The sequence below is a fragment of the Enterobacteriaceae endosymbiont of Donacia semicuprea genome (assembly GCF_012570535.1).
GTDB lineage: Bacteria > Pseudomonadota > Gammaproteobacteria > Enterobacterales > Enterobacteriaceae.
In genome coordinates this window covers 43,291-58,219 of record NZ_CP046210.1, presented here as the reverse complement: position 1 = coordinate 58,219, position 14,929 = coordinate 43,291, and the positions used below count along the sequence as shown (strand labels likewise).

Below are 14,929 nucleotides of genomic sequence, written 5' to 3'. Positions count from 1 at the left end.
ATGAAAAATAATCAAATTCGTTTAGCAATAGCCGGTATTAATGGACGTATGGGAAAAAATATATTAACAGTATTAAATACTGAAAATGAAAATAATATTTTATTAAATTGTATTTTAGAAAAAAAAAAAAAAATATTAAATAATTTAGATAAAATTTTATATAAATCTCATTTATTAAAAATAAATTATAACATAATAGATGTTATTGATAAGTTTGATGTTTTAATAGATTTCACGAATCCATTTTCAACAATGGAAAATATTAATATATGTAAAAAATATAATAAAAAAATTGTTATTGGAACAACAGGTTTTACTAAAGAACAAAAAATAATAATAACAAAAATATCAAAAAAAATAGCTGTTATTTTATCTTCTAATTTTAGTCAAGGAATTAATATATTATTTAAAATAATAGAAAATATAACTAAAATTTTTTGTAAAAATAAACAAAAAAATTTAGATATAGATATAATTGAAAAACATCATAAAAATAAAATAGATTTTCCATCTGGTACTGCTTTATCTATTGGTGATATTATTTTAAAAATTTTCAAAAAAAATAATATTGTAAAAAAAATTAATTTTCATTCTATCAGAGCAGCTGATTTATATGGAGAACATAACATTTTATTTTCTTTTATAGGAGAACAAATAGAATTAACACATAAAGTATCAAATAGAATCTCTTTTGCCAAAGGTGCTATACAAGCAGCTATTTGGATAAGTAATAAAAATAAAGGTATATATAGTATGCATGATGTCTTGGGAATATAATTTTATTATAAATAAAAAAATATATTTATATAAATATATAATTTTTTATTGAATAAATAAAAAATCTATATGATATATTTTAGTAATTTTATAAGGATGATATTGAATATCTATAATTTTTACTTCAAAAATTTTATTTTTTTCATTTATTAATTTATATTTTTTTTCAAAAAAATTTTTTAAATTAATATTAATCATTTCATTATTATGAATAATAATAGGTATTTCTTTTATTTTTTTACTATAAATAATAGCAGGAAATTTATTATTAATTCGTAATTTTCTATTAAATTTTTTTCCTATATTTTTTCTGTTACAAAATCGGATATTATGCATATCTTATATCTCTTTTTATAATTCATTAATTTTATATTAATATAATTTTTTAGCTGTTTCTAATAAATCTTTTTTAAAAATTTTTTTCATATTTAAAATAGCATCAATAATATCATGATGAACCATTTTATCATTTTGTACTCCTATACATCTACCTCCATAACCTTTAAATAATAATTCAACTGAATAATTACCCATGCGAGATGCTAAAATACGATCAAACGCAACTGGAGAACCACCCCTTTGTATATGTCCTAAAACTGTAGTTCTAGTTTCACGTTTAATTTTAGTTTCAATATATTTAGCTAATTTATTAATATCACAAATAAATTCTGTAATCAATACTATTGCATGTTTTTTCCCTCTTGCTATACCTAATTTTATTTCTTCTACTAAATCATTTTGATTATAATCAATTTCTGGTAAAACAATAAATTCACAACCTCCAGCAATTGCTGCTGATAAAGTTAAATCTCCACATTTTCTTCCCATAATTTCTACAATAGATATTCTTTGATGTGAAGTAGATGTATCTCTTAATCGATCAATAGCCTGTACAATAGTTTCTAATGCAGTAAAATAACCTATGCTATAATCAGTTCCTACTACATCATTATCAATAGTTCCTGGAATACCTATACATGGAAATCCCATTTCTGTTAATAATTTTGCGCCCATATATGTTCCATCACCTCCTATTACAACTAATGCATTAATACCATTTTTTTTCATATTATTTATAGCAATAGAACGTATTTTTTTATCTTTAAATTTTGGAAAACGAGCTGAACCTAAAAAAGTTCCTCCTCTATTTATAATATCAGAAACGCTATGTCTATTTAATTTTATTATACTATTATTATATAAACCTAAATAACCATTACATATACCATAAACTTCAATATTATTTCCTATTGCTGTTCTAACAATACCTCTGATAGCAGCATTCATTCCTGGAGAATCTCCTCCACTTGTAAGAACTCCAATTTTCTGAATCATATTATGATACCTCAATAATATATAATTATATAAATATTAATTATTTTTTAAAAAAACCTTTATATTTTTTAGATACAATAGAATATGGATCTTGATGAATAATTATATCTGAATAAGGAAATTTTTTATTTAAAGCATTCTCTATTTTTTTTGAAATTGAATGTGATTCTAATAGAGGTAGATTATCTTCTAAAACTAAATGAAGTTGTATAAAACGAGTAGGACCAGATTGTCTTGTTTTTAATTGATGTGCTCCCATAACTTTAGGCCAAGAAGTTATTATATCTATAATTATTTTTTTTTCATTATCCGGTAAAGATTTATCTAATAAAGATTGTATAGCTTTATATCCTACTTTAAATGAATTAAAAAAAATAAATAAACTTATAATTAATGCTATTAAGGAATCTGCTTGTTTTACATTAAAAAAATTTAAAATTAATGCTAATAAAATAGCACTGTTAATTAAAATATCTGATTCATAATGAATCATATCAGCATGCGTAGCTTGACTATTTGTTCTTTTAATTACTTTTTTTTGAAAAATAACTAAAATTAAAGTTAAAAAAAATGAAATAATTATAACTAATATACCTATAATTGGATAATATAATTGTGTAGGATGAGATATATATTTTAAACTATTTAAAAATAAAAAAATAGCTGTTATGCAAATAAATATACTTTGTGCTAATGCAGATAATGATTCAGCTTTACCATGTCCAAATGTATGTTCTAAATCTGCTGGTTGTAAAGAATAGTATATAATTAATAAATTAATTGTTGAAGATGTAATATCTACTAAAGAGTCTATACAAGCAGCTAACATACTTATTGATTTTGTTTGCCACCAAGCTAATAATTTTAAAATTAATAATGTTAAAGATAATAATATTGCTAAATTTGTTGCTTTTGTTATTAATTTATTATATTCATTTTCACTTTTTTTAAAAGATATTTTTTGAGAAATATTATTCATATTTATATTTAATTCCTATTAAAATTTTATAACTTATTATAAATAAACATTTTTTATTCTTTAAGAATAATAGATTACTTTAACATTAATTTTTTTTCTATAAAAAATATGTTAAATTTTAATTTATATTTTTTTATAAAAAATTATATATATAATAATTAAATTATTTTTATAATTTTAAATTGATTTAAAAAAATGAAAAAATTAAATGAAAAAACATTTCAAGGAATGATTTTTATTTTACAAAATTATTGGTCACAACAAGGTTGTAATATAATACAACCTATTGATACAGAAGTTGGAGCAGCAACATCACATCCTATGACATGTCTATATGCAATAGGGAAAAAACCTGCAAAAATTGCTTATATACAATTATCAAGACGTCCATCAGATGGAAGATATGGAAAAAGTTCTAATAGATTACAACAATATTATCAATTTCAAGTAATAATGAAACCGCCTCCTAATAATATTCAAAATTTATATTTAAGATCTTTAGAAAAATTAAAATTAAATTTACAAAATAATGATATTCGTTTTATAGATGATAACTGGGAAAATCCTACTTTAGGTGCTTATGGAATTGGATGGGAAATATGGTTAAATGGTATGGAAATAACTCAATTTACATATTTTCAACAAATGGGAGGAATTATATGTAATCCTATAACTGGAGAAATTACTTATGGTTTAGAAAGATTAGGTATGCATTTACAAAATGTAAAAAATATATTTGATTTAGTATGGAGTAAAAATAAAAATTTTTATACTACTTATGGTGATATTTTTAATCAAAATGAGATAGAACAATCTATTTATAATTTTGAATATGCAGATATAAATTTTCTTATTTATTCTTTTAAACATTATGAAAAAGAAATAAATTATTTATTAGAATTGAAATCACCATTAATACTACCTGCATATGATAAACTTTTAAAAGCATCCCATTGTTTTAATTTATTAGAATCAAGACATTTTTTATCACATACTGAAAGACAAAGATATATTTTAAAATTACGTAATATGACAAAATTAATTGTAATAAAATATTATAATTATATAAAATAAAAAATTATTAATTAGGTAATATAATTTTATGTTTAAAGATACATTATTATTAGAAATTGGAATAGAAGAAATACCTTTTATTTATTTATTAAAATTATCTCAAATAATTAAAAAAAATTTTAAAAATGAACTAAAAAAAAATAATTTTAAATATGAAATAATAAAATGTTTTGCTACATCTAGAAGAATTGCTATACAAGTATGTCATTTAAATATTATACAAGAAAATTTTATTAAAATTATTAAAGGTCCTTATGTTTCTAATGAAAAAAATATTTTTTTAATTGATAAAGTAAAATTTTGGATAAAAAAACAAAAAATTAATAATATAAAAAATATTTTTTATAAAAAAAATTATATATTTTATAAAAAAATAATAAAAGGATTACATATTAAAAATTTATTAACAAATATGGTGATAAATTCTTTAAAGAATATTTCTTCTATTCCTAATTTCATGTATTGGGATAAAAATATTTTTAAATTTATTAGACCTATTAGAAATTTAGTATTTATGTTAGGAAAAAAAAATATTAGAAAAAATATATTAAATGTTAAGTCTAATAATATTATTTTAGGACATAGATTTATGTGTAAAAAAAAAATAATTTTAAAAAATGCAATAGATTATGAAAAATTATTACTTGAAAAGGGAAAAGTAATAGTTGATTTCACCAAACGTAGAAATATAATTTCTAATAAAATTAAAAAAATATCAACAAATTTAAATAGTTATACAAAAATAACTAATAATTTTTTAGAAGAATTAACTTCTATGGTTGAATGGCCTGTTTTATTATTAGGAAAATTTAATAAAAAATTTTTATTTTTACCTTCTAAAATATTAATATATGTTATGGAAAAATGTCAAAAATATATTCCTTTATATAATAAAAATAATCATTTATTATCTTATTTTATTATTTTAATAAATATTGAAACAAATAATAATAAAATTATTATAAATAATCATGAACAAATTCTTAAATCAAAATTTCAAGATGTTCAATTTTTTTTTAAAAATGATTTAAAAATAAAATTAGAAGTATATTTAGATAAATTAAAAAATGTTATTTTTCAAAAAAATTTAGGTAATTTATTTGATAAAACTATTCGTATAGAACAAATATCTAAATTTTTAGCAAAAATACTTAATGTTAATGTAGAATATTGTATTAGAGCTAGTAAATTAACTAAATGTGATTTAGTAACACAAATAGTTTATGAATTTCCTGAATTACAGGGTATTATGGCAATATATTATGCAAAATATAATCAAGAAAATAAAAATGTAGTAAAAGCAATTAAAGAACAATATCAACATAATAAAAATTATTTAATACCTAAAAATATCATTTCTTGTATTTTATATATTTCAGATAAAATAGATACTTTAGTTGGAATTTCTAATATATCATTATTACCAACAGGTAATAAAGATCCTTTTGCTTTAAAAGTAGCAACATTAGTTATTATACGTATTATCATAGAAAATAAATTAAAAATTAATTTAACTAAATTAATTTATTTAAGTTTATTTTTATATAAAAAAAATTTTAATAATAAAAAACAAATATCAGAAAAAATAATGAATTTTATAAAAAATAGATGTAAAAGTTGGTATATATCATTAGGTTATAATAAAAAAATTATTTATTCTGTTTTTAATAGTAAAATCAACAAATTAATAATTTTAGATTATAAAATAAAAGCTTTAGATAAATTTTTTAAAATTGAAAAAAAGCAAAGTATTTTATTAATTTTAATTAATAAAAGAATAAATAAAATTTTATTAAAAAATGAAAAATATGTTAATGATAATTATCAAATTAATTTATCTTTACTAAAAAAAAAAGAAGAAATTATTTTAGTTAATCATATTATAAAATTATCTAAAATTTTAAAATTAAAAATTAAAAATCACGAATATTATAATATATTATTAATATTATCAGAATTATATTATCCTATAGATAAATTTTTTAAAAATGTAATAATTAATCATAAAAATAAAATTATTAAAAATAATAGAATTGCAATCTTATACAAGATAAAAAAATATTTATTAACTATAATTAATCTTGAAAATTTATATTAAATTTAATTCTTTTAATGTTATTTTGATAATTTTTTTATTAAGTTTTGTAAGTGTAGTTAATGGTAATCTTATTTTATCACTATTTATTAATCCTATTTTTTTTGCAGCCCATTTTATGGGTATAGGATTAGATTCAATAAATAATTGATTATGTAATTTAATTAAATTTTGATTAATTTTTTTTGCTTTATCAAATTTTTTTTCTTTTATGTAATCACAAAATTTTTTCATTGTTTTTGCTACAATATTAGCAGTAACTGATATAACACCATCTCCACCTAATTTCATAAATTCAAAAGAAGTTTTATCATCTCCACTAATTAAAAAAAATTTTTTATTAATTAAATTTTTAATTTTATTTATTCTAGATAAATCTCCAGTAGCTTCTTTAATACCTACTATGTTTTTAATTTTTGATAATTTATAAATTGTTTCTGGTAGTAAATCACATCCAGTTCTTGCAGGAACATTATATAATAATTGTGGTAATTTAGTATTATTTGCAATTTTTTTAAAATGTTGATATAAACCTTCTTGTGTTGGACGGTTATAATATGGTGTAATATTTAAACATCCTATAATACCTGAATTTTCAAGAATAGATATCATTGCTATACTTTTAGATGTAGCATTAAATCCAGTGCCAGCAATAATTGGTATTTTATTTTCTGAATAATCTAACGCATACATTATTACTTTAATTCGCTCATTATATGTTAAAGTAGCTGATTCACCTGTCGTTCCTACAACAACAATTGCTTTCGTACCACTATTAATATGATACTTAACAAGTTTTTTTAAACTTATTTTACAAATATTACCTTTAATATCCATTGGAGTTATAAGTGCTACAATACTTCCGGTGAACATTAGATAATCCATTTTTAATATTTTTCATTTGTTTATAATAACAAATTTAAAATAAATAAACAAATTATTATATTTTTAATTATTTAATTATAAATTTTTTAAATATAATTTTTTATTTATTTTTTTTAATTAAATTGAGAAAATTATTTATTTTTTTTTGTACACTTAAAATAGATGACATATTATTAATTTTTTTATAAAAAAAATTATTTTTTAATAATTTTTTTTTATAGTAATTAATTAATGGTTCAGTTTGTATAAAATATTCTTTTAAACGATTATTAATCGTAATAATATTATCATCTATTCTAGTTATTAATTTTTCTCCTGTTATATCATCTTTATTTTTTATTTTTGGAGGATTTAAAATTTCATGATATGTTCTTCCTGAAGATTCATGTATTTTTCTACCTATAATTCTTTTTACAATTTGATTTTTTGGTATATAAAATTCAATAACAATATTAATTTTTATATTTTCTTGTTTTAAAATATTTGCTTGTAAAATATTTCTAGGAAATCCATCTAATAAAAATCCTTGTTTACAATCTATATTAATTAATCTTTTTTTAATTATTTTAATTATAATTGAGTCAGTAACCATTATTCCTTGATCAATATATTTTTTTATTTTATGAGTTAAAAAAGAATTTTTATTATTTAAAATAAAATTTCTTAATATATTTCCTATAGAAATATTAGGTAAATTATATTTTTCAGATATAAATCTAGCATAAGTTCCTTTACCTACTCCAGGAGGACCTAATAAAATTATGCGCATTTTATAAATTTCTTATATTTTTAAAAAAAATGAAAGTATGTTTTTTCAAACATACGAATTTTTTTAGAATGTTTCATTGTTAAATCTATTTGATCCAAATCATTTGTAATAAAATTAATTATTTCTTTATTAAGATTAAAACTAAAAAATTTATTATTTATCATAATTTTTTTAGAAATTAAATTAATATTACAAATAATTCCAGGATATTTTTTTAAAATAGAAAATAATTTATTAATTATTATCTTTTCTAAAGTTATTAATAATAATTTATTATTCATTGCATTATTATAAAATATATCTGCATAACTAGATGCTATAATAGTATGAAAACCAAAATCTAATAAAGCCCATGGTGCATGTTCTCTTGAAGATCCACAACCAAAATTTTCTTTAGTTAATAAAATTTTTGCATTTTTAAATTCTTTTTTATTTAAAATAAAATTAGGATTAAGTATTTTATGATTATTATCTAAATATCTCCAATCATTAAAAAGATATACTCCAAATCCTTTTTTATCATTTTTTTGTAAAAATTGTTTAGGTATAATAACATCTGTATCAATATTTGAAATATTTAAGGGAGCTATAATACCATTATATTCTAATTTTTTTTTCATAATTTTTTTTATTATTTTATAATTTTATTTATATCTATAAAACAACCATATATAGCTGCTATTGCAGCCATAATAGGACTTACTAAATGTGTTCTACTATTTCGTCCTTGTCGTCCTTCAAAATTACGATTACTAGTAGAAGCACATCTTTCACCCGGTTTTAACTTATCATTATTCATTGCTAAACACATTGAACATCCAGAATATCTCCATTCAAAACCAGAATTTTGAAAAATTTTATCTAATCCTTCTTTTTCAGCTTGTTTTTTTACTGAATTAGAACCAGGAACTATTATAGCTTGAACATTAGAAGATACTTTTTTACCAGAAATTATTTTAGCAACTAATCTTAAGTCTTCAATTCTAGAATTTGTACAAGAACCAATAAAAACTTTATTAATTTTTAAATTAATTAATTTTGTACCTTCACATAAATTCATATAATTTAAAGCTTTAATTGCTAATTTTTTTTTATTTTTATTTTTATAAGAATTTATTAAAGGTATATATTCATTTATACTAATTAATTGTTCTGGATTAGTACCCCAAGTAATTTGAGGAGATAAATTTGAAATATTAATATTTACTATTTTATCAAATTTTGAATTCGAATCACTATATAAAGTCTCCCAATATTTCATTGCTTGTATCCATAAATTATTTTTAGGAGAAAATTTTTTGTTTTTTAAATATTTAAAAGTAATATCATCAGGTGCAATTAATCCAGATTTTGCTCCCATTTCAATAGACATATTACAAATTGTCATTCTTGATTCCATACTAAGTTTTTTTATTACATTTCCAGAAAATTCAATAACATATCCATTACCTCCACTAATACCTATTTTTTTAATTATTGATAAAATTATATCTTTAGCAGTAATATTTTTAGGTATATCTCCATTAATATTTATTAACATATTTTTAGCAAGATTTTGTTTTAAAGTTTGAGTTGCTAAAACATGTTCTACTTCTGTAGTTCCAATACCAAAAGCTAATGAACCAAAAGCTCCATGAGTAGAAGTATGTGAATCACCACATACAATAACCATACCAGGTAGTGTAATTCCTTGTTCTGGGCCTATAACATGTACTATTCCTTGTAAAGGATGATAAATATCATATAATCTTATATTAAAATCATTACAATTTTTAATAAGTATTTCCATTTGTTTTTGTGCTATATATCCTGATGCTTTAATATCTTTAACTTTAGTTGATACATTATGATCCATAGTTGCAAATGTTTTATTTGGTTTATAGACTTTTCTGTTTTTATTTTTTAAACTTTGAAAAGCCTGTGGAGAAGTAACTTCATGAATAAAATGCCTATCAATATATAATAAATTTATATTATTTTTTATATTATAAATAATATGTCTATTATAAATTTTTTCATATAATGTTTGACCCATATTTTATCCTATATGATAGATTCCATAATTAATGTTCCCATGTCATCTGTTGTAATAATTTTTTCATTTATATTATTAGTAGATAAATCTTTAGTTCTATAACCTAAATCTAATATTTTTTTAACGGCATTTTTAATTTTTGTAGATAAATTTTTATTTTTTAAAGAATATTCTAGTAACATTGCTAACGATAAAATTTGAGCAATAGGATTAGCTATATTTTTTCCTGCAATATCAGGAGCAGAACCACCTGCAGGTTCATATAATCCAAAAAAATTCTGATTAAAACTTGCTGAAGGTAAATTACCTATTGAACCTGTAATCATAGCACACTGATCAGAAATTATATCACCGAATAAGTTTGGACATAATATTACATCAAATTGGGATGGTTTTTTCATTAATTGCATAACTATATTATCAATATACATATGTTCTAATTTTACAGATGAATATTGTTTAGATATATTTATTAATACTTCTCTCCATAATATGGATGTATTTAAAACATTTGCTTTATCAACAGAACAAATTTTCTTTTTTCTTCTTAAAGCTATATTAAAAGCAATATTTGCAATTCTTTCTATTTCAAATTTAGAATAAATTTCTGTATCAAATGCATATTCATCTATACCTTTTCCTTTTCGACCATTAGGTAAACCAAAATATATACCACCAGTTAATTCCCTAATACAAATAATATCAAATCCTTTATTTAAAATTTCTTGTTTTATAGGACTTAAAGTACTCAAATTTTTATAAAAAAATGCAGGACGTAAATTAGCAAATAAATTAAAATGTTTTCTTAATTTTAATAATGCACCTTTTTCTGGCCTTTTATTTAAAGGTAAATGATCCCATTCTGGACCTCCAACAGATCCAAATAATATAGCATTAGATTTTTCACAACCGTATAATGTTGTTTTAGGTAAAGGATTTCCATACATATTAATTGCCTTTCCACCTACTACATATTCATTAATTATAATTTTTTTATTTAAATATTTTTCAATTTTTTCTAATATTTTAATTGCTTGTTTCATTACTTCTGGACCAATACCATCTCCTGGTAAAACAGCTATTGTAAATATATTTGACATATTAATTCCTTAATAATTTTAAAATTTATTTATTTTTTAAGATTTTTTTTTATTTGTTTAAATCTCCAAATATTATTAATAGCATTAATTATTGCAATAATAGAAGCTTTCATTATATTTCTCGATAAACCAATTCCATTAAAAATTCTTGTTTTATATTTTAATTTAATATCAACTTGTCCTGTTGATTTTTCGGTATTATTTTTAGTTGTTAATTTATATTTGATTAACTTTATATTATAATTAATAATTCTTATTATAACTTTATATATTGCATCAACAGGTCCTAATCCAGTTGCTGCTTCTAATTTAATTAATTTACCACATTTTAATTTTATAGTTGCAATAGATATATCAGAACTTGATTGTATATTAAAATATTTTAATGAATAAAATTCAATATAATTATCTACTTTAGTATTAAAAGCTAATGATTCTAAATCATAATTAAATATTTGTCCTTTTTTATCGGCTAATTTAATAAAATTATTATATAATTTCTCAATATCATATTCATATTTTTTATATCCCATTAATTTCATATGATATTTTACAGCGGCTCTACCAGATTTAGATGTAAGATTAAATTCTGTTTTATTTAAACCAATGATTTTAGGATCTAAAATTTCATAAGTTTTTTTATTTTTTATCATACCATCTTGATGTATTCCTGAAGAATGAGAAAAAGCATTTTTTCCCACAATAGCCTTATTTATAGATAAAGGAATATCACAAATTTTACTAACTATTTTACTTGTTTTATATATTTTATTATAATCAATATTATTATAATATTTCATATTTTTTTTTCTTGTATATAATGCCATAATAACTTCTTCTAAAGCACAATTTCCTGCTCTTTCTCCTATACCATTTATTGTTCCTTCTATTTGTTTAGCACCTGCATTTATAGCTGTAATCGCATTTCCTACAGCCATTCCTAAATCATTATGCGTATGTACTGAAAGAATACATTTATCAATATTGTCTACTTTATTTTTTAATGTGGAAATAATATTATAATATTCTTGAGGAAAGATGTAACCTACTGTATCTGGAATATTAATAGTTGTAGCTCCTGCTGTAATTGCTTTTTTTACAATTAGACATAAATTATCAATAGGAGTTCTACTTGCATCTTCACAAGAAAATTCAATATCATCAGTATATTTACGAGCGTATTTTATCATAAATATTATTTTTTCTATAATTTCATTTAAATTTGTTTTTAATTTTGAAATAATATGTATAGGAGAAGTTGCTAAAAAAATATGAATTCTAAAATTTTTAGCTTTTTTTAAAGATTTATATACCATATCTATATCTTTTTCTTTACATCTAGCTAAACCACATAACTTACTATTTTTTATAATCTGTGATATTTTTTTAGATGTTTTATAATCTTTTGGAGAAGAAATAGGAAATCCTACTTCAATAATATCAATACCCATATTTTCTAATGCTAATGCTATTTTTATTTTTTCTTTGGTATTTAAATTAAACTTTAACGATTGTTCTCCATCACGTAATGTAGTATCAAAAAAAATTATTTTTTTTTTCATATAAATATCATCTCTTAAAAATTTTATAAAATATATTTATTTAAATTTTTATAATTTAAAAATTATCTTTATAAGAATATTAATAAATAAATAATTAATTAATTTTTGTAAATTTTTATTTAATTTTATATTAATAATATTTATAATATGAATTAATTAAAATTAAAATTAAAATTTATAATTATTAAAATATTTTTTTACTAAAATTATTATTTTAATTTAAGTTCTAAGGTAAATATGTATTTAATAGATAAATTTTATATGTTACATGCTATTAAATTAGCAAAATTAGGTATTTTTACTACTACTCCTAATCCTAATGTAGGTTGCGTCATTGTTAAAAATCGAAAAATTATAGGTCAAGGATGTCATTTTAAAACAGGAGAATCCCATGCAGAAATCAATGCATTAAAAATTGCTGGAGAAAATGCAAAAGGTTCAACAGTTTATTTAACATTAGAACCTTGTAATTATTTTAATTTAACACCTTCTTGTTGTAATGCATTAATTAATGCTAAAATAAAACGTATAGTAATAGCAACAAAGGATCCTAATCCTAAAATTAATGGTAAAAGTTTAGAATTATTAAAACTTAAGGGAATTAAAATTACAAATAATATTTTATTTAAAGAAGCAAAATCTATAAATAAAGGTTTTTTTAAAAGAATTAATACAGGTATTCCGTGGATACAATTAAAACTAGCATCTTCTTTAGATGGTAAAATTGCATTATTAAATGGAAATAGTAAATGGATATCATCAAAAATTGCTAGAAAAGATGTACAAAAATTAAGAGCACAAAATTCAGCTATTTTAAGTACTAGTAAAACTGTACTACAAGATAATTCTACCTTATTAGTTAATTGGAATAAATTAAATTATCATATTAAAAAAATATATCCTAAAAAATTTTTAAGACAACCAATTAGAATTATTTTAGATAGATTAAATAAAATAAAACCTAGTGATAATATTATAATTAATCCAGGAAAAATATTTTTAATAAAATCTAAGTATACTTTAGAAAATTGGCCTAGTTATGTAGAACAAATTATTATTCCCGAAATTAATGGTTATTTTGATTTAAAATATTTATTTAAAATATTAGGTAAAAAAGGTATTAATAATCTTCTTATAGAAGCTGGTAGTATTTTATCTGGATTTTTAATTACTTATAATTTAATAGATGAATTAATTATATATTTAACTCCTAAATTATTTGGAAATATTGCATTAAATTTATGTAATATAAAAAAATTTGTAAATATTATTGATGTACCTAATTTTTATTTTACAAAAATAAAAAAAATAGGACCTGATTTAAAATTAATATTAAAACCTATAAAATAATTTTTTAGATATAAAAAAATATAAAGGATTATTATGAAAATAATAGATGAAAATATTATAGCTCCAAATGCAATTATAGCAATTGTTATATCAAGATTTAATATATTTATAAATAAAAATTTGTTATGTGCGACTATAGATACTTTACAAAGAACAGGAATGGTACAAAAAAAAAATATAACAATATGTTGGGTTCCTGGAAGTTATGAAATAGCATCAGTAATTAAATTATTAATACAAAAAAATTTTTATGATGGTATAATAGCTATTGGAACTATTATTAAAGGAAAAACATCTCATTTTAAATATTTATCACAAGAAGTTTGTTCTCAAATATCTAATCTATCAATTAAAAATAATATTCCAGTTTCTTTTGGTATTTTAACAACAAATAATATTGAACAAGCAATAGAAAGGTCTGGTATAAAAGTTAATAGAGGTGCTGAAGCTGCTTTAACTTTATTAGAAATGATTAATATATTTAAATCAATACAATTAATTAAAAAAAAAGATACGAAGGAAGTTAAGTGAAATTTACAGATAGATATCGAGCACGAAAATATGCTTTACAAGCAATATATTCTTGGCAATTATCTAAAAATAATTTTAATGACATACAATATTATTTCTTAAATGAATCTATAGAAGATATTAAAAGTATTGATATTGATTATTTTAATGATTTAATAAATGGTGTAATAATTAATAGTATTCACTTGGATAATGTAATGAAACCATTTTTATCTCGTAAGTTATTTGAATTAGGACAAATTGAAAAAGCAATTTTACGTATTTCATCATATGAATTAATAAATCGTTTAGATGTTCCATATAAAGTTGTTATAAATGAAAGTATCTATTTAGCAAAAAGTTTTGGCGGAGTTGATAATAGTTATAAATTTATTAATGGAGTATTAGATAAAATAGCAAATAAACTAAGAAATTAAAATATTTTCTATATTATAATT

15 protein-coding genes are annotated in these 14,929 nt (G+C 19.8%); 6 read left to right on the top strand and 9 right to left on the bottom strand.

All coding sequences use genetic code 11. The features are described 5' to 3' along the window. A complete protein-coding gene (dapB, locus tag GJT91_RS00310) occupies positions 1-777 on the top strand; it encodes a 4-hydroxy-tetrahydrodipicolinate reductase (RefSeq protein ID WP_168868280.1) in 777 nt (258 codons plus the stop codon). Positions 778-822: 45 nt separating this feature from the next. On the opposite strand, the gene rplY is transcribed toward dapB, so the two are convergent. From rplY to GJT91_RS00295, 3 genes are read right to left on the bottom strand one after another with little or no spacing between them, the layout of a single operon-like run. Further along, complete coding sequence (rplY, locus tag GJT91_RS00305; RefSeq protein ID WP_168868279.1) at positions 823-1,113, bottom strand: 50S ribosomal protein L25; 291 nt, start codon at positions 1,111-1,113, stop codon at positions 823-825. Between the two features lie 36 nt (positions 1,114-1,149). Next, the gene (gene pfkA / locus GJT91_RS00300) at positions 1,150-2,112 is read right to left on the bottom strand and encodes a 6-phosphofructokinase (protein WP_168868278.1); all 963 of its coding nucleotides are present in this window, start codon (positions 2,110-2,112) and stop codon (positions 1,150-1,152) included. Positions 2,113-2,152: 40 nt separating this feature from the next. After that, positions 2,153-3,091, bottom strand: a complete 939-nt coding sequence (locus tag GJT91_RS00295) for a cation diffusion facilitator family transporter (RefSeq protein ID WP_168868277.1) — start codon at positions 3,089-3,091, stop codon at positions 2,153-2,155. A gap of 195 nt (positions 3,092-3,286) precedes the next feature. Here GJT91_RS00295 and glyQ point away from each other — a divergent pair, with 195 nt between their 5' ends. Next, positions 3,287-4,165, top strand: coding sequence for a glycine--tRNA ligase subunit alpha (gene glyQ, locus GJT91_RS00290; protein WP_168868276.1), 879 nt, complete (start codon positions 3,287-3,289; stop codon positions 4,163-4,165). A gap of 28 nt (positions 4,166-4,193) precedes the next feature. Further along, positions 4,194-6,263 (top strand): glycine--tRNA ligase subunit beta, encoded by a 2,070-nt coding sequence (gene glyS / locus GJT91_RS00285; protein WP_168868275.1) that lies wholly within the window; start codon positions 4,194-4,196, stop codon positions 6,261-6,263. Here the strand turns inward: glyS and dapA are convergent. The 6 genes from dapA to leuA form a co-directional block, all read right to left on the bottom strand. Beyond that, positions 6,255-7,133, bottom strand: coding sequence for a 4-hydroxy-tetrahydrodipicolinate synthase (gene dapA / locus GJT91_RS00280; RefSeq protein ID WP_168868274.1), 879 nt, complete (start codon positions 7,131-7,133; stop codon positions 6,255-6,257). The two genes, glyS and dapA, sit on opposite strands and share 9 nt — an antisense overlap. A gap of 112 nt (positions 7,134-7,245) precedes the next feature. Beyond that, positions 7,246-7,914 carry an adenylate kinase family protein gene (locus GJT91_RS00275; RefSeq protein ID WP_168868273.1) on the bottom strand — a complete coding sequence of 223 codons (669 nt, stop codon included), beginning with the start codon at positions 7,912-7,914 and terminating at the stop codon, positions 7,246-7,248. A gap of 20 nt (positions 7,915-7,934) precedes the next feature. Continuing rightward, complete coding sequence (gene leuD, locus GJT91_RS00270; RefSeq protein WP_168868272.1) at positions 7,935-8,534, bottom strand: 3-isopropylmalate dehydratase small subunit; 600 nt, start codon at positions 8,532-8,534, stop codon at positions 7,935-7,937. Positions 8,535-8,545: 11 nt separating this feature from the next. Next, positions 8,546-9,949: a 3-isopropylmalate dehydratase large subunit gene (leuC, locus tag GJT91_RS00265; protein WP_168868271.1), complete on the bottom strand. Its 1,404-nt coding sequence runs from the start codon at positions 9,947-9,949 to the stop codon at positions 8,546-8,548. Between the two features lie 8 nt (positions 9,950-9,957). Beyond that, positions 9,958-11,049 (bottom strand): 3-isopropylmalate dehydrogenase, encoded by a 1,092-nt coding sequence (gene leuB / locus GJT91_RS00260; protein ID WP_168868270.1) that lies wholly within the window; start codon positions 11,047-11,049, stop codon positions 9,958-9,960. 29 nt (positions 11,050-11,078) lie between these two features. Then, positions 11,079-12,611, bottom strand: a complete 1,533-nt coding sequence (gene leuA / locus GJT91_RS00255; protein ID WP_168868269.1) for a 2-isopropylmalate synthase — start codon at positions 12,609-12,611, stop codon at positions 11,079-11,081. Between the two features lie 237 nt (positions 12,612-12,848). On the opposite strand from leuA, the gene ribD reads away from it, so the two are divergent. Genes ribD through nusB form a run of 3 tightly spaced genes read left to right on the top strand, consistent with a single transcriptional unit; the run spans position 12,849 to position 14,908 of the window. Then, positions 12,849-13,961, top strand: a complete 1,113-nt coding sequence (gene ribD, locus GJT91_RS00250) for a bifunctional diaminohydroxyphosphoribosylaminopyrimidine deaminase/5-amino-6-(5-phosphoribosylamino)uracil reductase RibD (protein WP_168868268.1) — start codon at positions 12,849-12,851, stop codon at positions 13,959-13,961. A 33-nt stretch (positions 13,962-13,994) separates the two neighbouring features. Continuing rightward, the gene (ribH, locus tag GJT91_RS00245) at positions 13,995-14,492 is read left to right on the top strand and encodes a 6,7-dimethyl-8-ribityllumazine synthase (RefSeq protein ID WP_168868267.1); all 498 of its coding nucleotides are present in this window, start codon (positions 13,995-13,997) and stop codon (positions 14,490-14,492) included. Then, a complete protein-coding gene (nusB, locus tag GJT91_RS00240; RefSeq protein WP_168868266.1) occupies positions 14,489-14,908 on the top strand; it encodes a transcription antitermination factor NusB in 420 nt (139 codons plus the stop codon). Before ribH ends, nusB begins: the two co-directional genes overlap by 4 nt. Positions 14,909-14,929: the final 21 nt, after the last annotated feature.